We start from the raw sequence: 20,486 nt of genomic DNA, 5'->3' as shown, positions 1-20,486 counted from the left end.
AAAAAGGAGTAGTATGTCCCTCATAAAAAATAAAGAGAAAGAGAAGGGGAGTAAGGTTGATCTACACTTAAAGGTTGATGAAAGTGTAGTTGCTGAAATTAGAGAGTATTTAAAATGGGCAGAGATAGATGAAGCAGCACACTTTATAGAAGAAGCGTGTAGACATGTATTTGAAACAGATGGTGCATGGAAACAGTTTAAGCATGATTATTTGAGTGCGGTTGGAGGAGAGTTTGTTGACCAAAAAGAAACAAATATTGATATAGCTAACCAAATGATTGGTGAAGATGAAGGTATGATTAACTTAGAAGATGATCAAAATCTAGGAAGAAAGCTTCAAAAGAAGAATGCATAATAAGCTACACAAGTTATTAATTTATTTTAGAATAAATCTTTCTTGTAGCTAATATTTACATCTTAATAAGAGATTTATCTCTATAGGTACTTTTTTCAAAAATTTTGATGTGTAAAAAGTATTAAGTCTTTGGTGCCTATATATCAAGACATAATTTTAGTAACTCATTAATTTTGACTCTCCCGAGTCTGTTCATGGTTTTGATATTTTGTTCGGGTATATCACTTGTATTAGGGTAGTTTTTAATTGCTGTTTTTAAACTAGATTCCCTGAGAATATGTAACATTGGATATGGCGATCGATTCGTGAAATTTTCAACATCATCAAAGCCTATGTCGTTAAATTGATAATCTGGGTGAAAACTTGCTATTTGATAAATACCGTCAAGATCCATATTTATAAGCAAGTTATCTGCTATCTCTAAAAAATCATTATAAGCATAAAAATCTTGTAAAACATTCGGGTGAATCAATAATGTGGTTTCGATTGATGAATCATTGCTAAGTAGTTCAAGCTCTTCCTTTAATTTAAGTAATAAATGTTTAATGTTTTTTGTTTCTAAAACACTATAGCGAACCCTATCTTTAACTATCTCACGTTTTGCAAATGGACATAGGTTTAGGCCAACGACCATTGTTCTAATCCAGTTTTGTGTTAAGAGTATCACTTTGTTTTTCATTTGTTTAGACTTTGTTATGTAGTTATAAAACAGGTTTTTCTAGGTCTTCAACTAGATAACTAGCTTCTTCCATTTGCTGAACAAATAGTTCTGTAGCATCTGATAAGCCATTATTATAAAAGTGAGGGCCTATTTCTTTAGCAAAAAAATCTATCAAAAACTCAGCTTCAAAGCTCCCTATCTCTTGATTTAGTTCATCATGAAAATAAGTTTTTATTTTAGCTATAATTTGCTCAGTTTCTTCTTTAGTGAATTTAATTTTATCCATATTTATTTGTTAATAAGTTTCTGATTTCATTTTATTTACGAATTTCTTTAATTGATCAAGCATAGTGTCTCTATCATTTAAATTATTTTCAATAATCTTAACAACAGCAGATCCAGATATAACTCCAGCTGCTCCAGCTCTTATAGCCTGGCTTACTTGCTCTGGAGATGATATACCAAACCCTAGAATTGGACTAGGTGCATTGTACCTCTTAAGTTTGGATAGAATTTCATCTACGGGCATATTAGCGATTGTTTCAGTACCTGTGACACCTACACGAGACAGCAAGTAAGTGTAACCATTACCTAAATGCGAAATTTGTTTTAGAAGCTCATCATCAGCATCAGGTGTAGCAATATATATTTGCTGGATACCAACTTTATCAGCAGTAGTTTTGAATTCAGTTGACTCGTGTATAGGAACATCAGCAATAAGCACCGAATCTACTCCAGCATTTAGGCAGTTGATGTAGAAATTTTCTATACCATTGCTATAAACTAAGTTTGCATATAAAAGTAGGCCTATTGGTATTTTTGGATGTTTTTGTCTAATTTGAGTTAAAATATCAAAGCAGTCATTTGGCGTAATACCACTATTTAATGCGCGGATGTTCGCAGCTTGAATAGTTGGACCATCTGCTAAAGGGTCCGAGAAAGGAATGCCTAGCTCTAAAGCATCTGCTCCAGCTTCAACAAGAGCATCTATTACTTCTAAGGATAAGTCTTTATTCGGATCACCTATCGTTACAAATGGAATAAAAGCTCCTTGATTTTTTGCTTTTAGCTTATTAAAGAGGGCTGTATATCTATCCATTATATTTCTCCCTTCTCTTTTAGAACATCATAAACTGTAAATATATCTTTATCTCCTCGACCTGATAAATTAACGATTAAAACTTGTTCTTTGTTGGGGGTTTTATTAGCTATTTTGATTGCATAAGCTAGAGCATGAGCTGATTCTAATGCTGGGACTATTCCTTCTTTTCGACATAATAGCTGAAAAGCTTCAAGTGCCTCATCATCAGTAATAGATACATATTGTGCTCTACCAATTGATTGTAAGTAGGCATGTTGCGGGCCAACAGATGGAAAATCAAGACCAGCTGATATTGAGTAAGATTCTTCTATTTGCCCATTTGCATCTTGCATAAGTGGAGCTTTCATCCCAAAAAATATCCCAGTTCTTCCATGTCCTAGTGGAGCCCCATGCTCATTGGTGTCTATACCTTTGCCAGCAGGTTCTACACCTATTAACTTGACTTTTTTATTTTCAATAAAATCTGCGAATATACCAATAGCATTTGAACCACCCCCAACACATGCTATAACAGCATCAGGCAGCTTATGCTCTTTTTTCAATATCTGTTTTTTTGCTTCTTCACCAATCATTTTTTGAAATTCACGAACTATTGTGGGGAAAGGGTGGGGGCCTGCAGCAGTACCTAGTAAGTAGTGAGATTTTTTGTAATTAGCAGACCAATCACGCAGAGCTTCATTACATGCATCTTTAAGGGTTGCAGATCCACTATGTACAGGTATTACCTCAGCGCCCATGAGTTTCATTCTGAAAACATTAGGGTTTTGGCGTTCGACATCCTTGGCTCCCATATATACTTTACATTTTAAATCTAAAAGAGCGCAGGCTAGAGCAGTTGCAACTCCATGTTGACCTGCACCAGTCTCCGCAATAATTTCTTTTTTTCCCATACGTTTAGCAAGCAATGCTTGACCTAGTACTTGATTGGTCTTGTGAGCTCCGCCATGCAACAGATCTTCACGTTTTAAATATATACGGGTTTTAGTGTTTTTAACAAGGTTTTTGGTTAATGTTAAGGGCGTTGGGCGTCCAGCATACTCAGTTAAAAGTTCATGAAATTCTTTTTTAAACTTATCATCATTTTGAGATTTGATAAATTCATCTTCAAGTTGATTTAAAGCAGGGACTAATATTTGTGGTACAAATTGACCACCAAATTCACCAAAATATGCTTCTAATTTAGACATTGTATCATTGGTATTATAATATTTATTAGGTCTATTATCGCTGATATTTAGTATTATGGCTAGATTAAATTGCAATACATATGCTTTAATATTTATAGTTAATCTGATAATATTGTGCTAAAGACGTGAGTAATAGCATCAGATAAATTATCAAAAGAATTATTTACTTTTCTTAAAATTCTTTTAAAATTGGCCCAAATTTTTTCTATAGGATTTAAATCAGGAGAATAAGCAGGAAGGTATAGTATCTGTATATCAAACTTCTCTGCTATTTTAGCCAATTTAGGAGACTTATGAAAACTAGCATTATCCATAACAACAGTAGTCTTTGGAATTAACTCAGGACATAAATGCTCTTCAAACCACTGATTAAGAATTTGAGTATCTGTATATCCAGTATACTCTAGCGGTGCTATAATCTTCTTTTCTAAATAGTTATAACCAGCAACTATACTTTTTCTCTGAGTTTGATAAGCAATAACTTCACCATAGCTAGGTTTACCAACAAGAGACCATCCTCTTAGTACAGACTGTTTATTATCCATACCCATTTCATCTAAATATACAAGTTTGTTAGGTTCAATAGTCTCAACAACCTCTATAAAACTTTGCCTATCTTGTTCTTTTCTTTGCTTATATTTAGGTGTCTTTTTTTAAAACTAAAACCAAGTCTGGTAAGACAATCATAAAATGTGCTTCTAGGTATTTCAGGAGCTAATGCTTCTCTAATATCTAAAGCCATTGCATCTGGATATGTTCTTAAGTAGCTTTCTATCGCTTCCTTATCTGTAAAGGTTGCTACTCTACCGCAACCCAAGCCTTGCTTAGATTTATAATCACCAGTTGTCTCGTATAAGTTTATCCAAGATCTAGTAGTACGGATATCTATATTAAAAAAATTACTTAGCTCTTTGTCTGTTAGGCCTTCTTTATATTTAGTTATTACGATATCTCTGAAATCTTGGCTATATGATGACATTTTTTCTAAATATTATAACATTATTGTCAAATAACTATCGGATTAACTATACCAAATAATCTTTGACAGTTCTTAAATAGATATATATGCTTATCACATAGGTTTAATTTAGGTATGTACTTTAAATTAAAATTTATAAACGTGTTGATTTGAAAAACTCAGCTTGCGGACACGAAAAATAATCTGCTAAAAAGAGTGGTGAACTTGTTTTACCTTCTTAAGATTTTCTCCCAAGCTATAGAGTTGATAAAAAAGGAGAAACTTATGAGTCAATATTCTATAGAAACATTAGCTTTACATAATTCAATTCCGGCCAAGCCTGGTTCCGTACAAACCGCTATACATCAAACATCTAGCTATGTTTTTGAAAATACACAACAAGCCGCGGACCTATTTGCACTTAAAGAGTTTGGTAATATATATTCACGATTAACTAATCCAACAGTTGACCAATATGCTGCAAGATTAGCACAATTACATAATGCAGTAGGTGGTTTTGCTTGCTCATCTGGCCATGCTGCGCAATTCTTAATATTTCTTAATTTACTTCAAAGTGGAGATCATGTAGTGGCCTCAAAGTACTTGTATGGAGGATCTATAACCCAATTATCACATACATTTCCAAGGCAATTTGGTTGGCAGTCTACTTTGGTAGATATCGATGATTTAGATATTGTTCGTGCATCAATAAAGCCTAACACAAAAGCATTATTTGTAGAGTCTCAATCAAATCCATCAGGAGTGATAGCGGATATACGAGCATTAGCAGATATAGCGCATGAAGCTGGGATTCTTTTGATTGTTGACAACACTGTAGCTACACCATATCTGTTGAACCCTATAGAGCATGGAGCAGATATTGTTTCTTATTCGTTAACAAAATACTTAGGGGGTTCTGGAGCAATAATAGGTGGAGCAGTTATTGATAGTGGTAATTTTGACTGGTCTCAAAATAGTAAATTTCCACTATTATCATTGCCTGATCAATCTTATCATGATATTTCATTCTATCAGACTTTTGGAGGTTTAGCCTTTACTGTAAGAGGAATCGCTGTTGGTTTACGAGATATAGGCGCAACACTTAGTCCTCATAGTGCTTTTTTAGCAGCTCAGGGACTTGATACGTTAGGTGCTCGTTTAGACAAGCATATTATCAATGCTAAGATAGTTGCAGAATTTTTAGATACTCATCCTAAAGTTAAGAAGGTGAGTTTTGCAGGCCTTGCAGATTCCCCTTACCATGAACTAGCAAAGAAATATTTCCCAAAAGGACAGCTTGGGTTATTTACTGTGGAACTTGACGGTGGTTTTGAAGCTGGTAAAAATCTTGTAGAAGCTACCCAAATATTTACACACTGTGCGAATATCGGCGATGCCCGTAGTTTAATAATACATCCAGCTTCAACAACTCATTCTCAATTAAGTGATGAAGAAAAAATTCAATCAGGAATTTCAAATGGTTTGGTTAGGTTGTCAGTTGGCTTAGAAAACCCAGAAGATTTGATCTCAGATCTATCACAAGCATTAGATAGAGAGGTTAAGGAGGGAGTTTATGCCTATTAATATAGATAAGCCTTTTGAATGGCTTCAAAATCTAAAAGAAGAATTGCCAGCTCAAATAAATATAGATAATCAGCAAAATTTACGTAAAACACGTATAGCTGTTCTGAATTTAATGCCAACAGTAAAAGAAACAGAACAGCATTGGGCAGATGTACTTTCTTATAATCCTAATACTTGTGTAGAATTAGTTTTTTTTTATTCATTAAATAGGCCGTCAACTAAAGTAGACAAAGCTTACTTAGACCAAAATTATTATATTTGGGAGAACTATGATTTTAGTCAGCTAGATGGAATTGTTATAACAGGAGCCCCCGTTGAATTACTGGATTATGAGGATGTAAGTTTTTATAATGAGGTGTGTGAAGTAATATCAAAGAGTATATCTCATAAACTTTCTATAATGCTTGTTTGTTGGGCTGCTCAAGCAGCGCTACACTATTTATATAATATACAAAAAACTACACTACCTGATAAATTGTTTGGGGTGTTTGAGCATAGAACGCTTAAATATAATCACCCATTATTTAAAAACTTGCAGACTAATAAACTTCAGGCGTGTGTATCAAGACAAACAAAAATAAATGATAACTTGGTTTTAAAGTATACTAACCCAATTCTCGCTTCTGAGATAGATTGCTTAGAAGATAAGCTTAATCCTAATATTATTTATATGTTTAATCATCTTGAATATATGCAAGATACCTTAGAAAAAGAGTTTTTAAGAGATAAATATGCAGCTAAAAATATAAAAGAACCCTATGGTTATTACTATAATAATAAAATCGATTTTTCTTGGAAAAATGATAGAAAAATTTTTTATTCAAATTGGTTAGATACTTTTTGAAAGCAAGTTGAAAAAGACGCTTAGTTTTATATGGCTTAATTATTTATTATAGACTATAAATATCAGAGAATTTTTCTTCTAAATAGTCGATATAGTATTTAGGGTTTAAATATTCATTACACATATTAAGGACAATTTCATTTGCGGGTTTAAGACTACCGTATTGATGAATATTCTTTGTTAGAAACTCAAGTATAGGGCTTAGTTGGTTTTTACTTATGATATTGCTAACATCGAATTCTTTATTCATATAGTGAAAAAATTGTGAAGCATATGCACTACCTAAAGCATAGGTAGGGAAATATCCAAATAGTCCAGCTGACCAATGGACATCTTGTAAAATACCATTTGCGAAATTACTTGGTGATATCCCTAAATATTTCAGATACTTATCATTCCATATTTTTGGAAGTTCTTTAATATCAAGATCTTTTTCAAATATTTCTTTCTCTATTTCATAACGCACTAATATATGTAGAGAATATGTTAGTTCATCTGCTTCTACGCGTATTAAGCTTGGACTAACATTGTTAATAGCTTTGTAGAAGCTTTCAATGTCTGTATTACCTAAGTTTTCGGGAAATAGTTGCTGTAGCTCTTTATAATTATATTTCCAAAAATTTTTATTCTTACTAACAAGGTTCTCATAGAATCTTGATTGAGATTCGTGTATACCTAAACTAACTCCTGTACCTAAAATAGTATCATAAATATCGTCATTAATATTTTGCTCATACATTGCGTGACTAGTTTCGTGTATAGTACTAAATAGAGATGATGTGAACATGTCTTTTATGTAGCGAGTAGTCATCCTTACATCATATTTATTAAAGTTAAGTGTAAATGGGTGAGCACATTCTTTTAAAAGTCCACTATCAAAATCGAATCCTAATTGTTTAGCTATTTTGTTAGAATATTGTTTTTGTTTTTCAATCGAATAAGACTTGTCAATGCACTCAGTATTTAACTGCTTTGATTGCTTGATTTGATCAAGAAGTGGTACAATTTTCTCTTTTAAACCGTCAAAAAAAGGTTCTAACTTAGCTACAGTCATGCCCTCTTCATAATCATCGAGAAGCACATCATATGGATGTTCAGTGTATCCAATACGTTCGATATATTTTTTTTGATATAGTTAATCCGATAGTTATTTGACAATAATGTTATAATATTTAGAAAAAATGTCATCATATAGCCAAGATTTCAGAGATATCGTAATAACTAAATATAAAGAAGGCCTAACAGACAAAGAGCTAAGTAATTTTTTTAATATAGATATCCGTACTACTAGATCTTGGATAAACTTATACGAGACAACTGGTGATTATAAATCTAAGCAAGGCTTGGGTTGCGGTAGAGTAGCAACCTTTACAGATAAGGAAGCGATAGAAAGCTACTTAAGAACATATCCAGATGCAATGGCTTTAAATATTAGAGAAGCATTAGCTCCTGAAATACCTAGAAGCACATTTTATGATTGTCTTAACAGACTTGGTTTTAGTTTTAAAAAAAGACACCTAAATATAAGCAAAGAAAAGAACAAGATAGGCAAAGTTTTATAGAGGTTGTTGAGACTATTGAACCTAACAAACTTGTATATTTAGATGAAATGGGTATGGATAATAAACAGTCTGTACTAAGAGGATGGTCTCTTGTTGGTAAACCTAGCTATGGTGAAGTTATTGCTTATCAAACTCAGAGAAAAAGTATAGTTGCTGGTTATAACTATTTAGAAAAGAAGATTATAGCACCGCTAGAGTATACTGGATATACAGATACTCAAATTTTTAATCAGTGGTTTGAAGAGCATTTATGTCCTGAGTTAATTCCAAAGACTACTGTTGTTATGGATAATGCTAGTTTTCATAAGTCTCCTAAATTGGCTAAAATAGCAGAGAAGTTTGATATACAGATACTATACCTTCCTGCTTATTCTCCTGATTTAAATCCTATAGAAAAAATTTGGGCCAATTTTAAAAGAATTTTAAGAAAAGTAAATAATTCTTTTGATAATTTATCTGATGCTATTACTCACGTCTTTAGCACAATATTATCAGATTAACTATATTTTATGATTTTACTAAGGTAAGGAGCAAATATTTCAAAATCATTGTTATTTCGAGCTTCAGTCCATATGTTTTGGGCTTGTGATAATAGAGCGTTATATTCGACATACTCTTATTTTGGAATTTTGCTGAGTTTATTTCTTTCTTTTGTAGTTAAATAAACAATCCTTTTATTGGTTTCATCAAGTTCGCTAAAGTTTTTATTTAAGCATGCTAAACTTTCATTCACTTCATTACTATTTATAGTTTCATAAACCTTCTCACTTAGAAAGCCTATAACTTCTGAGGTATTTTTAATAGAGTTTTTTGGAGCTTCAGTTTCTAAATCCCAATGCATTAGAGAGATTGCGTGATTATATTTCTTTTTTTGGCTTAGTTTATTCTGTAGAGTCAGAAGTTGATTTTTGACTTCGCTCATTTTTTAGTTTCTCCTGTTGCTTTCTTTCATTAGAGATAGTTCGTCTTAATAGGGTATCATATATTGGTTTTTGGTGGTGTATATATGTAAGCATAGACGCACTAAAACAGGTTATCATAAGAGGAAGTAATAAGTGGTAATTCCAAGTCATTTCAACAACCAGAACGATACCAGTAAGTGGGGCTCCAACTGTAGCTGTAAATAAAGCGCTCATACCTGCAACAGCAAACACACCAGCTTCAATATTATATTGCGGGAAAAGTTGATTTACACCTAAACCATAAGCAAGCCCAAAAACCGTGCCAAGAGCAATCATTGGAGCAAATATGCCTCCTGTGACTCCTGTTCCATATGAGAAAATCACTCCAGCAAAGCGAAAAGCAAAAAGCACAAGTAACATCTTGATCGAGAGGTTATAGTTAAGAGAATTAGCCATGACTATATATCCACCACCTACAGCATTTGGTGACATTACAACCCCTGTACCAAAAACGATACAAACAATGATTACAAGGATCCAATATCTTTTTTTTGAACCTTGAGAGAAAAAGTTAGCAACTTTAATTATAGCTTTATTAAAAAAAAGCCCAAAATAACCAAATGCTATACCTAACACTATAAATAGCCAAAGCGTATTTTGTGGCACTGCACTAAATGTTTCGACTCTTATTGCAGGAGGGTTTCCCATGATAGACCTTGATACAACGATGCTCATGATGCAAGCAACTATTACACATTTTATGGCTGAAACACTAAATCTAAATTTTCTGTTCATTTCTTCGATTACAAATATAATACCTGAAAGAGGAGTATTAAACGCAGCAGCAAGTCCAGCTCCAGCTCCAGCAGAAATTATAGCATTAGCATATTTTTTGGTTAAGCTAAGTCTATCAATAAAAAACTGAGCTAAAGCCGCAGCCATGTGTATAGAAGGACCTTCTTTACCCAAACTAAGTCCAGAACCTAATGAAAAAAGGCCGCTTATAAATTTTACTGGAACAACTCTTTTACGTAATTTTCGACATCCTTTTAAAGCACCTTCAACCTCTTGTATCCCACTTCCACCAGCTTCAGGGGCAAATTTTCTTACGATAAAGATTGATACTAGCATCATAGCTATTGTAAGAAAAATAGATATTGCTACTTGTAGAAAAGTATTACTGGTATAAGCAAAGATTAGACTTTTTAAGTGCTGGATAGCGTCTAATAATAATTGAAAGCCAGTTGCTAATAGGCCTATCATTGTACCTAAAAGCGCGCCAGATAATACCAACACCCAAATATGACGGTTATTTTTATAATATGTATCTAATACTTTATTACTCATGGCAGACAATATGAGAGGTTGCTGGCTAACACAGATTATACATTTTTAAAAGTATTAAAAAAGAAAAATTTGGATAAATTGGTATAAAATGTAGCTTAGGCTATATTTTTTGTTATTTGATTTGCTAAATCGACAGAGCTTTTCTCATCGCCAAGAGTTCCTATACGGATTTTTACTTCTGTGGATCGGCTATCGATATTACTAAGTTTTATAGAGGTGCTGACACCTGCCTTAGTTGCGGTAACAATTGCGGTTTTATCTGAATATGTATGGTTTAACAGTCTATATTTACTATCCATTTGTATAGTTTTGATTGATGCGTTATATACAGTTCGTAGATCTCTAGGAATCTCGATTATATAATTTCCGTTTATATAATATACAGTTCCTCCTGCGATTGCGGCAGTACCTATTAAGACAGCGGTAAGTACACAGCTATTTAAAGAAATGGCAACTGCAATACAATAAAGAAATAGTTTAAATTTATGATGCATATTTATGAGTTTTTATGAACGTTCGCTTGTATTTGGTCCATCAGTGTCGAAGACATGGCTTGATCACCAAAAGTCCCAAATTTTATGGTTATTTTAGAAGCTTTATCAGTTAATGATTCAATTTTAACAGTAAAACTTGTGCTATCAACTTTCGTAGCTCCTTCAATTTCAGCGCTTTTGTTATCTTCGCTGAGCGTTTTAGAAACTAGCACAAAGTCGTTATTTTCATGAATAGCTTTCAGGGCAGCTTTATAAATATCTTTGTAACTGCCTTGTATGTTCATCGAATAACTACCATCGATGTAAGCTACAGTTCCACCACCAACCGCAATTGCAGCGACAATGCAGCTATTCAAAGTTAAAGCTGAAGAAGAAATTAATACGCCCAAAGATATTTTCTTAAAAAAATTCATTTATATAGCCTCTTATTTAATATTTTTTTGAATTTGATCCATAAGTGTTGCCGAAGCAGTACGATCACCAAAAGTTCCAAATTTTATTGTTACTTTTGAGGCATCACTTGTTAGCTTATCTACTTGTATATAGAAGTCTGTGGAGTCAGCTTTTGTGTTGCCTTCAATTTCAGAATTAGTTTCAGTTATTGTTTTTTTAGTAATTACATAATCATTATTATTTTGTATAGCTTTTAGAGCTGCATTGTATATTTCTTTTATGCTGCCGTTCATATTCATAGAATATTTACCTTGGATATAAGCAATAGTAGTACCACCAGCAGCTGCACCAACAACCAACCAGCAGCTACTAAGTAATAATATTGAAGTTGCTAAAAATATTGACGTAAGTATTTTTCTGAGTTCCATGTTATCTACCCTCGATGTTTATAGATACAATATAATGACACAAATTATAATATACTTGGTTTTATTTATAGTCAATTTTTGACTTTTAAAAAGTATTAAAATTCCTTTTATAGTTAATCTGATAATATTGTGCTAAAGACGTGAGTAATAGCATCAGATAAATTATCAAAAGAATTATTTACTTTTCTTAAAATTCTTTTAAAATTGGCCCAAATTTTTTCTATAGGATTTAAATCAGGAGAATAAGCAGGAAGGTATAGTATCTGTATATCAAACTTCTCTGCTATTTTAGCCAATTTAGGAGACTTATGAAAACTAGCATTATCCATAACAACAGTAGTCTTTGGAATTAACTCAGGACATAAATGCTCTTCAAACCACTGATTAAAAATTTGAGTATCTGTATATCCAGTATACTCTAGCGGTGCTATAATCTTCTTTTCTAAATAGTTATAACCAGCAACTATACTTTTTCTCTGAGTTTGATAAGCAATAACTTCACCATAGCTAGGTTTACCAACAAGAGACCATCCTCTTAGTACAGACTGTTTATTATCCATACCCATTTCATCTAAATATACAAGTTTGTTAGGTTCAATAGTCTCAACAACCTCTATAAAACTTTGCCTATCTTGTTCTTTTCTTTGCTTATATTTAGGTGTCTTTTTTAAAAACTAAAACCAAGTCTGGTAAGACAATCATAAAATGTGCTTCTAGGTATTTCAGGAGCTAATGCTTCTCTAATATCTAAAGCCATTGCATCTGGATATGTTCTTAAGTAGCTTTCTATCGCTTCCTTATCTGTAAAGGTTGCTACTCTACCGCAACCCAAGCCTTGCTTAGATTTATAATCACCAGTTGTCTCGTATAAGTTTATCCAAGATCTAGTAGTACGGATATCTATATTAAAAAAATTACTTAGCTCTTTGTCTGTTAGGCCTTCTTTATATTTAGTTATTACGATATCTCTGAAATCTTGGCTATATGATGACATTTTTTCTAAATATTATAACATTATTGTCAAATAACTATCGGATTAACTATAAAATGCTTTTTTTAGAGAAAAAGTTCTCGATTAGGTGTCTATCTTTGTATATATGCTAATCAATAATATGATCTTTAGTGTAATTTTCTTTAGCTAGAATAATAGTAGTATTACCATTTTTTGTAAGAAACTTTATGTTATCTTCAGAAAAATAAGTCTTATCTGCCAATATCTGAGCATTCTTTATACCTGTTGATAAATCTTGTGAAGGAATTATGTCATGTACACTACCTGCTGATAATATAAATCTAACATGATTGCCTAAGGCATCGGTTACAGTGTGAATTTTAGTCGTAAAACCACCAACACTTCTACCAAGAGCATGAATTTCATTACCACTAGCACAAGCATGTGCTTTTACAGATAACGAATCAATCATAAACTATTCAGAGTCAATATCAGAAACATAAGTCATTAAATCACGCCATATTCCTTTGTCAGTCCAGTACTTATAACGGCTCTACTGCTACCATAGTCCTTGTGAAGATATCCACATTGAGCACCTGTTTTTAGAATATAAAAGACTGCTTCTACAAATCTTCTAAGCCTGTGAATGTCTTTTGTATGTAAGCCTTTTTGATATTTCAGTAAAATTAATATAGTTGACCAGCTAGATTCTGATATGTAATATTTTATCTGTGTTAAGTGTATTATTTGTTTAGTAAAACTATTTAAATACACTTAACATGTTTATGCAAAATTTTTGTTCATGGAACATATATAAATGGATATATCTCATTGAGAGGTCTCTTCTTCCATTCTTCTAATTTAGGTATAAGTTTATCAGTTACAGCTGTAATTGCAGGCTTTGAAAAATGGACTCCATACATATCTTTAATGTGATCAACTATCTGTGAATAGCTATTGCCCAAGGCAAATAATGAAAGCATCTTATTTTCTAATTCATCGCTCATATGAGTTTGATGCTTTTTAACTATTTCAGGCTCAAAGCTGCCGTTTCTATCTCTAGGTGTATCTAGTTTAAACTCTCCATCTGAATATTTCATTGTTTTACTAGTAATACCATTTTTACGATTTTGCTCTAAATCTTTAGATAAATGAGTTTCTAACTCCGCTTGAAAAGCCATCTCTGTGAGTTGCTTTATTAATGGAGTTAATGCTCCATCTTTACCACCAAGGCCTTTACCTGATTTTATTTGGGCCGCAAAGTCTGATACATCTATTTCTACTTTCATATATAAAGTCCTTCTGTTATCTAATTGATTATATCAACTTGACACAGAATTATTTACAGTCCCTAACTTGACGGTGCCGCATTAGCATTTAAAGCAACTTCTTTAAAAAAACCGTATAGTAAAGTCAAAATTATAGATCCAAGTATAACCATCAGACCTACTATTAGAGAAATATAAAGTATCTTAGAGTAAATTGGCTCAATTATTACACTTCCTAATCGCGATATCTCTGCGTTTACTGAATGAAGTTCTTGATTATATTCACTAATGAGATGTTTCAGTTTAAAGGTCTCTTTCTTAAGCTTTAGTATCTGTTCTAGAATTACAGGCTGAGTAAGATCATTAGCATTTAGCTTTATTGAGTCACTTAAATTCTTAGAGGTAAGACTTTTAAAATATTTTTCATTTTGATTGATTAATCCATCATATTCAACTAGCTTCTCTGTTTCACTTTTAATTTTTTCTTTAAGATTACTCTTCCACGCAGATATTTTATTAATTAAAAGACTAGATTTTGAAAAATCTTTTATTATTTGATCATACTGCTTAGATATAACTTTCTGATTATTTTTTTTTGATTGCACAAATAAAGAGAAATATATATTTTGATCATCATATTCCTGCTTCAGCTTATAATTGTCTTTCTGCGCTATGCTTTTATCTTGTGAAACTGTATTTTTATCAATAGGATGCAATAATATAGTTTTTTTCAATAGTAGATTATTCTTATCAACCTGTTTAATTTCTTTAAGTACAACTTGCAAAATAACATTCATATTATAATTACTTATAATTGGCTGAGTTTGTGAAAACTTATCCGTATATGTTGGTACTTCTATAATTTGCTTAAAAACAACTTCTTTTTCTTTATTATAAATAAAGAAAATAGCTATTAAAGCTATAACTATTCCTACGATAAAAAAGAAAATTAATAATTTAAAGTTTTTATATAAAAAAATAAAATATTTCATTAGATTCAATTCCATATACTCATTTTCCTTACTCAAAATTTATAAAATCCTTTAACATATTTTTATATATCATATCATCGAGTAATAAAAATACTAGGTTCCATGAACAAAAAATAATCTTAGCCAAATAAATGTACTTGCCAATGCCACAAACCCTAAAAAAGATGAGCAAGTTTTATCAAATCTAGAGAAAATTCTTCTAAAATGCTTTTTTTAGAGAAAAAGTTCTCGATTAGGTGTCTATCTTTGTATATATGCTAATCAATAATATGATCTTTAGTGTAATTTTCTTTAGCTAGAATAATAGTAGTATTACCATTTTTTGTAAGAAACTTTATGTTATCTTCAGAAAAATAAGTCTTATAGTTAATCCGATAGTTATTTGACAATAATGTTATAATATTTAGAAAAAATGTCATCATATAGCCAAGATTTCAGAGATATCGTAATAACTAAATATAAAGAAGGCCTAACAGACAAAGAGCTAAGTAATTTTTTTAATATAGATATCCGTACTACTAGATCTTGGATAAACTTATACGAGACAACTGGTGATTATAAATCTAAGCAAGGCTTGGGTTGCGGTAGAGTAGCAACCTTTACAGATAAGGAAGCGATAGAAAGCTACTTAAGAACATATCCAGATGCAATGGCTTTAGATATTAGAGAAGCATTAGCTCCTGAAATACCTAGAAGCACATTTTATGATTGTCTTACCAGACTTGGTTTTAGTTTTAAAAAAAGACACCTAAATATAAGCAAAGAAAAGAACAAGATAGGCAAAGTTTTATAGAGGTTGTTGAGACTATTGAACCTAACAAACTTGTATATTTAGATGAAATGGGTATGGATAATAAACAGTCTGTACTAAGAGGATGGTCTCTTGTTGGTAAACCTAGCTATGGTGAAGTTATTGCTTATCAAACTCAGAGAAAAAGTATAGTTGCTGGTTATAACTATTTAGAAAAGAAGATTATAGCACCGCTAGAGTATACTGGATATACAGATACTATACCTTCCTGCTTATTCTCCTGATTTAAATCCTATAGAAAAAATTTGGGCCAATTTTAAAAGAATTTTAAGAAAAGTAAATAATTCTTTTGATAATTTATCTGATGCTATTACTCACGTCTTTAGCACAATATTATCAGATTAACTATATCTGCCAATATCTGAGCATTCTTTATACCTGTTGATAAATCTTGTGAAGGAATTATGTCATGTACACTACCTGCTGATAATATAAATCTAACATGATTGCCTAAGGCATCGGTTACAGTGTGAATTTTAGTCGTAAAACCACCAACACTTCTACCAAGAGCATGAATTTCATTACCACTAGCACAAGGGGTTAAGAAACAACGCCCATCTTCTCTAAATTTCTATAGCTAATGCCATATTTTAAATACCATCTTATTGCCCATAAAATAACTACACCGTTGAAATGCTTATATTTGAATTCGTTCATGAAATAACTAAAATAGACAAAACTTGAGAAAAGTGTAAGTTCAATATAACAAACTGTCAATAGTTGCAACAGAACTTTCAAAAGTATGACTATAAATAGAAGGCGTTTTTAATTATATATTGAATAGTTGCTATTTAAAGATATTATAAGTAGCAAAATTATTTCTTGTTTTATTAATATGCTTCATATATTTGATTTTTGTACAATGATTGTTAACTTATTATGTACTTTTTTGCTGGCTGGATTTTACACTATTGGTTGGCCAATAGGTATTTTAGGGCTTATTATGAGTTTTTGTTTATTTTTTATTAGCCAATTATATGCCGATGCTATTTTACAATTAATGTTGTTGTTGAGTTTTATATATGGCTGGTATAGCTGGAGATCTGATTTAGATAAAAAAACTACTGCTATTCTGCGACTTAAGCTTATTGACTGGGCAAAAATAGTTTTAATTATTATTATATTGGGTGAGTTAGTGTCTCTGTTACTTAAGGTTTATGCTGACTCTACTACTCCTTATATGGATGGATTTACTTGTGTGGCTTCATTAGTGTGTGTATTTCTTGCAAGTCGAAAGATAATCGATAATTGGATTCTATGGATGATTGTGGACTCAGCTTATGTTATTTTGTATTTATATAAGGATTTAGTGTTTGCCTCTATTACTACTATTATATATCTATTAGTAGCAGTTTATGGATATAAGCACTGGAAGGAGTTGATGAACTAATCATGTTGTTAGATGCCCACGTTCATACTGATAAATATACTTCCGAAGTGTTTAGAAAAGTTATTGAAGAGTGTCGTATAAATAATATAAAACTCTTGTCTGTATCGATGTGTATTGATTCGTATAATATAATAGAAAAGTTAAGTGCTAAATATGAGTTTGTAATACCGTCATTCGGAGTCCATCCTTGGAAAGCCGGTCTTTACTCTAAAAACTTATCTGTCTTAGATTATTATTTAAAACAAAATAAATATATTGGTGAGATAGGTCTGGACAAGAAGTTTTTAAAATATGCAGATCCATATGAAGATCAAATAAAAGTATTTGAGTATATTTTATCGAATCCCTTAACAGCAGGAAAACTTCTTAATTTACATACAAGTGGAGCTGAAAAAGAAGTTGTAGGTCTATTAGATGGTTATAACCATAATAAATTTATAATTCATTGGTTTGCTGGTGGTTTAGATATCATCGACAAATATCTTTCTTTAGGAGGCATTTTCTCAATAGGAGTAGAGGTGATTTTTAGTAAACATATTCAAAGTATAGTGCAGAAATTGCCTCTTAATAGAATAGTTATTGAAACAGATAACCCTTCAGCATATGCGTGGTTGTTAGGAAAAAATTCAAATGAGGGAATGCCACATTTGTTATATAAAGTAATAGATAAGATATGTATGATAAAAAAAATTACAAAAGAGGAGTTTTTAGTTCAGTTAGGGAAAAATCAAGCAGAAGTTTTATTATAAGAGTGTGTAGCTAATTAAGATTTATTGAATTTAGTATTGAGTTTTATAAATAAAATAGGCGATGCCATTAGTAAGGCTCCAAGTATTAAAGATAGTAATAAGTTTGATAGAGATAGTACCCCATAAATATAAGCTCCATAGTATACCCATGTCGATATAGGTATAAACAATAATGTGGATGTAATTACTCCTGGTGAAAATTTACGCTGTACTATGGTTGGTAAAATATGAAAAAAAATCCCATTTATATACATGAGGGCAACAATGATTAAGCCAAAAGCAGGAAGTTTCCATCCAACCATAGCAGCTGAAATACCTATAAACATAACAGTAGCATTCGCTAGACAGAAATGACACCACTCTAGATCCTTAAGTCCTAGAGATGAATTAGCCCATTTTTTCCAATCAAAGCTAAACTCTTCAAGGATGTGTATCGCATATGCAGACAAGGCTATCCATAATAAAAAATCATGAGTCATAACAAACCTCAATTATTTTAATTAATAATAGCATTATAACAGAAAGGCTATTATTAGTATGATTGTTAGTTATAGCGTATAAAAACTATAGAGAAATCCCTCAAATTGTATAAAATCTAGCTTTTTTTAAAAAAACCCAAAAAAGTTCAATAAAGTGCTTGCAATTTGGAAGGGTGATGCGTATTATATGTCTTCACCGGTTGGGAGTGATCCAAACGGTTGAGAAGCCAAGGTTTCGGAAGATATTTAATAGATATGTTATATACAAACACTTTGTTAATGAATTTGAGTATCAGTAGTTAGAGTCAGAAATTAGATTAAACTGAAGAGTTTGATCCTGGCTCAGATTGAACGCTGGTGGTATGCTTAACACATGCAAGTCGAACGGTAACAGGAAGAGCTTGCTCTTTGCTGACGAGTGGCGGACGGGTGAGTAACGCGTAGGAATCTACCCATTTGAGGGGGATACCAGTTGGAAACGACTGTTAATACCGCATAATATCTGTGGATTAAAGGTGGCCTTTGTGCTGCCGCAGATGGATGAGCCTGCGTTAGATTAGCTTGTTGGTGGGGTAAGAGCCTACCAAGGCCGCGATCTATAGCTGATTTGAGAGGATGATCAGCCACATTGGAACTGAGACACGGTCCAAACTCCTACGGGAGGCAGCAGTGGGGAATATTGGACAATGGGCGAAAGCCTGATCCAGCAATACCATGTGTGTGAAGAAGGCTCTAGGGTTGTAAAGCACTTTAGTTGGGGAGGAAAGCTTGTGAGTTAATAGCTCATGGGAAGGACGTTACCCAAAGAATAAGGACCGGCTAACTCCGTGCCAGCAGCCGCGGTAATACGGGGGGTCCGAGCGTTAATCGGAATTACTGGGCGTAAAGGGTCTGTAGGTGGTTTGTTAAGTCAGATGTGAAAGCCCAGGGCTCAACCTTGGAACTGCATTTGATACTGGCAAACTAGAGTATAGTAGAGGAATGGGGAATTTCTGGTGTAGCGGTGAAATGCGTAGAGATCAGAAGGAACACCAATGGCGAAGGCAACATTCTGGACTAATACTGACACTGAGGGACGAAAGCGTGGGGATCAAACAGGATTAGATACCCTGGTAGTCCACGCTGTAAACGATGAGTACTAGCTGTTGGATTCGGTGTAAAGGATCTAGTGGCGTAGCTAACGCGTTAAGTACTCCGCCTGGGGACTACGGCCGCAAGGCTAAAACTCAAAGGAATTGACGGGGACCCGCACAAGCGGTGGAGCATGTGGTTTAATTCGATGCAACGCGAAGAACCTTACCTGGTCTTGACATCCTGCGAACTTTCTAGAGATAGATTGGTGCCTTCGGGAACGCAGTGACAGGTGCTGCACGGCTGTCGTCAGCTCGTGTTGTGAAATGTTGGGTTAAGTCCCGCAACGAGCGCAACCCCTATTGATAGTTACCATCATTAAGTTGGGTACTCTATTGAGACTGCCGCTGACAAGGCGGAGGAAGGTGGGGACGACGTCAAGTCATCATGGCCCTTACGACCAGGGCTACACACGTGCTACAATGGGTATTACAGAGGGCTGCGAAATAGCGATATGGAGCGAAACTCAGAAAGGTACTCTTAGTCCGGATTGCAGTCTGCAACTCGACTGCATGAAGTCGGAATCGCTAGTAATCGCAGGTCAGAATACTGCGGTGAATACGTTCCCGGGTCTTGTACACACCGCCCGTCACACCATGGGAGTGGGTTGCTCCAGAAGTAGATAGCTTAACGAATGGGCGTTTACCACGGAGTGATTCATGACTGGGGTGAAGTCGTAACAAGGTAGCCGTAGGGGAACCTGCGGCTGGATCACCTCCTTAAAGGAAATACGAAAAAATAGAAATAAGCTTTAGCTATTGATTCAGAGGATTTGACTTAGTGTTTGTAGATAATATATTTTAGTGTAAATAAGATAACGGGTCTGTAGCTCAGTTGGTTAGAGCGCACCCCTGATAAGGGTGAGGTCGGTAGTTCGAGTCTACTCAGACCCACCAG

General features: G+C 33.2%; 21 protein-coding genes, 1 tRNA gene, 1 rRNA gene, 4 pseudogenes and 1 riboswitch. Of the genes and pseudogenes, 9 read left to right on the top strand and 18 right to left on the bottom strand.

Translation table 11 applies throughout. From position 1 onward, the window contains the following. Positions 1–13 precede the first annotated feature (13 nt). The gene (locus ACR0PV_RS10510) at positions 14–355 is read left to right on the top strand and encodes a hypothetical protein (protein ID WP_488172993.1); all 342 of its coding nucleotides are present in this window, start codon (positions 14–16) and stop codon (positions 353–355) included. 136 nt (positions 356–491) lie between these two features. On the opposite strand, the gene ACR0PV_RS10505 is transcribed toward ACR0PV_RS10510, so the two are convergent. From ACR0PV_RS10505 to ACR0PV_RS10485, 5 genes are all read right to left on the bottom strand, one after another. Beyond that, a complete protein-coding gene (locus ACR0PV_RS10505) occupies positions 492–1,034 on the bottom strand; it encodes a DUF1415 domain-containing protein (RefSeq protein ID WP_488172992.1) in 543 nt (180 codons plus the stop codon). A 22-nt stretch (positions 1,035–1,056) separates the two neighbouring features. Continuing rightward, positions 1,057–1,302 (bottom strand): DUF2164 domain-containing protein, encoded by a 246-nt coding sequence (locus tag ACR0PV_RS10500; protein ID WP_488172991.1) that lies wholly within the window; start codon positions 1,300–1,302, stop codon positions 1,057–1,059. A gap of 9 nt (positions 1,303–1,311) precedes the next feature. After that, positions 1,312–2,118, bottom strand: a complete 807-nt coding sequence (trpA, locus tag ACR0PV_RS10495) for a tryptophan synthase subunit alpha (RefSeq protein ID WP_488174002.1) — start codon at positions 2,116–2,118, stop codon at positions 1,312–1,314. Beyond that, the gene (gene trpB / locus ACR0PV_RS10490; RefSeq protein WP_488172990.1) at positions 2,115–3,305 is read right to left on the bottom strand and encodes a tryptophan synthase subunit beta; all 1,191 of its coding nucleotides are present in this window, start codon (positions 3,303–3,305) and stop codon (positions 2,115–2,117) included. Before trpB ends, trpA begins: the two co-directional genes overlap by 4 nt. A 98-nt stretch (positions 3,306–3,403) precedes the next feature. Then, positions 3,404–4,284, bottom strand: a protein-coding gene (locus ACR0PV_RS10485; RefSeq protein ID WP_488172178.1) for an IS630 family transposase whose coding sequence is annotated in 2 segments (ribosomal slippage) — positions 3,404–3,960 and positions 3,960–4,284 — 882 coding nt in all. Because the reading frame shifts where the segments join, the coding sequence is not laid out codon by codon here. Between the two features lie 131 nt (positions 4,285–4,415). Next, positions 4,416–4,495: riboswitch (SAM riboswitch) on the top strand. Positions 4,496–4,548: 53 nt separating this feature from the next. Here ACR0PV_RS10485 and ACR0PV_RS10480 point away from each other — a divergent pair. Further along, positions 4,549–5,847, top strand: a complete 1,299-nt coding sequence (locus ACR0PV_RS10480) for an O-acetylhomoserine aminocarboxypropyltransferase/cysteine synthase family protein (protein ID WP_488172989.1) — start codon at positions 4,549–4,551, stop codon at positions 5,845–5,847. Next, on the top strand, positions 5,837–6,691 hold the full coding sequence (locus tag ACR0PV_RS10475) for a homoserine O-acetyltransferase/O-succinyltransferase family protein (protein ID WP_488172988.1): 855 nt from the start codon (positions 5,837–5,839) through the stop codon (positions 6,689–6,691). The genes ACR0PV_RS10480 and ACR0PV_RS10475 overlap by 11 nt, the downstream gene beginning before the upstream one ends. A 46-nt stretch (positions 6,692–6,737) precedes the next feature. On the opposite strand, the pseudogene ACR0PV_RS10470 reads toward ACR0PV_RS10475, so the two are convergent. After that, positions 6,738–7,823 (bottom strand): annotated as a pseudogene (locus tag ACR0PV_RS10470) (carboxypeptidase M32); the annotation flags it as partial. Positions 7,824–7,872: 49 nt separating this feature from the next. Here ACR0PV_RS10470 and ACR0PV_RS10465 point away from each other — a divergent pair. Further along, positions 7,873–8,753, top strand: a protein-coding gene (locus ACR0PV_RS10465; RefSeq protein WP_488172987.1) for an IS630 family transposase whose coding sequence is annotated in 2 segments (ribosomal slippage) — positions 7,873–8,197 and positions 8,197–8,753 — 882 coding nt in all. Because the reading frame shifts where the segments join, the coding sequence is not laid out codon by codon here. A gap of 2 nt (positions 8,754–8,755) precedes the next feature. Here ACR0PV_RS10465 and ACR0PV_RS10460 read toward each other — a convergent pair. The 10 genes and pseudogenes from ACR0PV_RS10460 to ACR0PV_RS10415 all read right to left on the bottom strand — a co-directional run. Next, positions 8,756–9,175 (bottom strand): annotated as a pseudogene (locus ACR0PV_RS10460) (carboxypeptidase M32); the annotation flags it as partial. Beyond that, positions 9,135–10,502, bottom strand: coding sequence for a H(+)/Cl(-) exchange transporter ClcA (gene clcA, locus ACR0PV_RS10455; protein ID WP_488172986.1), 1,368 nt, complete (start codon positions 10,500–10,502; stop codon positions 9,135–9,137). The pseudogene ACR0PV_RS10460 and the gene clcA, both read right to left, overlap by 41 nt. 95 nt (positions 10,503–10,597) lie before the next feature. Then, positions 10,598–10,996, bottom strand: coding sequence for a DUF3568 family protein (locus ACR0PV_RS10450; protein WP_488172985.1), 399 nt, complete (start codon positions 10,994–10,996; stop codon positions 10,598–10,600). A gap of 2 nt (positions 10,997–10,998) precedes the next feature. Further along, positions 10,999–11,409 (bottom strand): DUF3568 domain-containing protein, encoded by a 411-nt coding sequence (locus tag ACR0PV_RS10445; protein WP_488172984.1) that lies wholly within the window; start codon positions 11,407–11,409, stop codon positions 10,999–11,001. Positions 11,410–11,421: 12 nt separating this feature from the next. After that, positions 11,422–11,817, bottom strand: a complete 396-nt coding sequence (locus tag ACR0PV_RS10440; protein WP_488172983.1) for a DUF3568 domain-containing protein — start codon at positions 11,815–11,817, stop codon at positions 11,422–11,424. Between the two features lie 113 nt (positions 11,818–11,930). After that, a protein-coding gene (locus tag ACR0PV_RS10435; protein ID WP_488172153.1) for an IS630 family transposase occupies positions 11,931–12,811 on the bottom strand; the annotation gives its coding sequence in 2 pieces (ribosomal slippage) (positions 11,931–12,487 and positions 12,487–12,811; 882 coding nt in all). A gap of 106 nt (positions 12,812–12,917) precedes the next feature. Further along, positions 12,918–13,241: a transposase gene (locus ACR0PV_RS10430; RefSeq protein ID WP_488172982.1), complete on the bottom strand. Its 324-nt coding sequence runs from the start codon at positions 13,239–13,241 to the stop codon at positions 12,918–12,920. A 328-nt stretch (positions 13,242–13,569) separates the two neighbouring features. Next, positions 13,570–14,058 carry a transposase gene (locus ACR0PV_RS10425; RefSeq protein WP_488172981.1) on the bottom strand — a complete coding sequence of 163 codons (489 nt, stop codon included), beginning with the start codon at positions 14,056–14,058 and terminating at the stop codon, positions 13,570–13,572. 62 nt (positions 14,059–14,120) lie between these two features. Beyond that, positions 14,121–15,065, bottom strand: coding sequence for a hypothetical protein (locus ACR0PV_RS10420; protein ID WP_488172980.1), 945 nt, complete (start codon positions 15,063–15,065; stop codon positions 14,121–14,123). 221 nt (positions 15,066–15,286) lie between these two features. After that, positions 15,287–15,451 carry a hypothetical protein gene (locus ACR0PV_RS10415; RefSeq protein ID WP_488172979.1) on the bottom strand — a complete coding sequence of 55 codons (165 nt, stop codon included), beginning with the start codon at positions 15,449–15,451 and terminating at the stop codon, positions 15,287–15,289. Here ACR0PV_RS10415 and ACR0PV_RS10410 point away from each other — a divergent pair. After that, positions 15,442–16,185, top strand: a pseudogene (locus ACR0PV_RS10410) (transposase). The gene ACR0PV_RS10415 and the pseudogene ACR0PV_RS10410 overlap by 10 nt on opposite strands. A gap of 210 nt (positions 16,186–16,395) precedes the next feature. On the opposite strand, the pseudogene ACR0PV_RS10405 reads toward ACR0PV_RS10410, so the two are convergent. Then, a pseudogene (locus ACR0PV_RS10405) lies at positions 16,396–16,497 on the bottom strand (IS6 family transposase); the annotation flags it as partial. A 178-nt stretch (positions 16,498–16,675) separates the two neighbouring features. On the opposite strand from ACR0PV_RS10405, the gene pnuC reads away from it, so the two are divergent. Both pnuC and ACR0PV_RS10395 read left to right on the top strand, forming a co-directional pair. Next, the gene (pnuC, locus tag ACR0PV_RS10400) at positions 16,676–17,230 is read left to right on the top strand and encodes a nicotinamide riboside transporter PnuC (RefSeq protein WP_488172978.1); all 555 of its coding nucleotides are present in this window, start codon (positions 16,676–16,678) and stop codon (positions 17,228–17,230) included. Between the two features lie 2 nt (positions 17,231–17,232). Then, positions 17,233–17,979, top strand: coding sequence for a TatD family hydrolase (locus tag ACR0PV_RS10395; RefSeq protein ID WP_488172977.1), 747 nt, complete (start codon positions 17,233–17,235; stop codon positions 17,977–17,979). Between the two features lie 14 nt (positions 17,980–17,993). On the opposite strand, the gene ACR0PV_RS10390 is transcribed toward ACR0PV_RS10395, so the two are convergent. Beyond that, positions 17,994–18,458 carry an HXXEE domain-containing protein gene (locus tag ACR0PV_RS10390; RefSeq protein WP_488172976.1) on the bottom strand — a complete coding sequence of 155 codons (465 nt, stop codon included), beginning with the start codon at positions 18,456–18,458 and terminating at the stop codon, positions 17,994–17,996. Between the two features lie 319 nt (positions 18,459–18,777). Between ACR0PV_RS10390 and ACR0PV_RS10385 the strand changes: the two genes are divergently transcribed. Further along, a 16S ribosomal RNA gene (locus tag ACR0PV_RS10385) occupies positions 18,778–20,311 on the top strand. 97 nt (positions 20,312–20,408) lie between these two features. Further along, positions 20,409–20,485, top strand: a tRNA-Ile gene (locus ACR0PV_RS10380). Position 20,486 lies beyond the last annotated feature (1 nt).

It is taken from the genome of Francisella sp. AG1, from assembly GCF_057683165.1.
The sequence above is the reverse complement of the archived record's forward strand: the minus strand, read 5'-3'. Positions and strand labels throughout refer to the sequence as shown.

Coding starts and splice junctions, on each gene's coding strand:
- ACR0PV_RS10475 (WP_488172988.1), top strand. CDS start 5,837: ATGCCTATTAATATAGATAAGCCTTTTGAATGGCTTCAAAATCTAAAA.
- ACR0PV_RS10390 (WP_488172976.1), bottom strand. CDS start 18,458: ATGACTCATGATTTTTTATTATGGATAGCCTTGTCTGCATATGCGATA.
- ACR0PV_RS10510 (WP_488172993.1), top strand. CDS start 14: ATGTCCCTCATAAAAAATAAAGAGAAAGAGAAGGGGAGTAAGGTTGAT.
- ACR0PV_RS10505 (WP_488172992.1), bottom strand. CDS start 1,034: ATGAAAAACAAAGTGATACTCTTAACACAAAACTGGATTAGAACAATG.
- ACR0PV_RS10425 (WP_488172981.1), bottom strand. CDS start 14,058: ATGAAAGTAGAAATAGATGTATCAGACTTTGCGGCCCAAATAAAATCA.
- pnuC (WP_488172978.1), top strand. CDS start 16,676: ATGCTTCATATATTTGATTTTTGTACAATGATTGTTAACTTATTATGT.
- ACR0PV_RS10395 (WP_488172977.1), top strand. CDS start 17,233: ATGTTGTTAGATGCCCACGTTCATACTGATAAATATACTTCCGAAGTG.
- ACR0PV_RS10440 (WP_488172983.1), bottom strand. CDS start 11,817: ATGGAACTCAGAAAAATACTTACGTCAATATTTTTAGCAACTTCAATA.
- ACR0PV_RS10500 (WP_488172991.1), bottom strand. CDS start 1,302: ATGGATAAAATTAAATTCACTAAAGAAGAAACTGAGCAAATTATAGCT.
- ACR0PV_RS10430 (WP_488172982.1), bottom strand. CDS start 13,241: ATGATTGATTCGTTATCTGTAAAAGCACATGCTTGTGCTAGTGGTAAT.
- ACR0PV_RS10445 (WP_488172984.1), bottom strand. CDS start 11,409: ATGAATTTTTTTAAGAAAATATCTTTGGGCGTATTAATTTCTTCTTCA.
- ACR0PV_RS10450 (WP_488172985.1), bottom strand. CDS start 10,996: ATGCATCATAAATTTAAACTATTTCTTTATTGTATTGCAGTTGCCATT.
- ACR0PV_RS10415 (WP_488172979.1), bottom strand. CDS start 15,451: ATGATGACATTTTTTCTAAATATTATAACATTATTGTCAAATAACTAT.
- clcA (WP_488172986.1), bottom strand. CDS start 10,502: ATGAGTAATAAAGTATTAGATACATATTATAAAAATAACCGTCATATT.
- trpB (WP_488172990.1), bottom strand. CDS start 3,305: ATGTCTAAATTAGAAGCATATTTTGGTGAATTTGGTGGTCAATTTGTA.
- ACR0PV_RS10480 (WP_488172989.1), top strand. CDS start 4,549: ATGAGTCAATATTCTATAGAAACATTAGCTTTACATAATTCAATTCCG.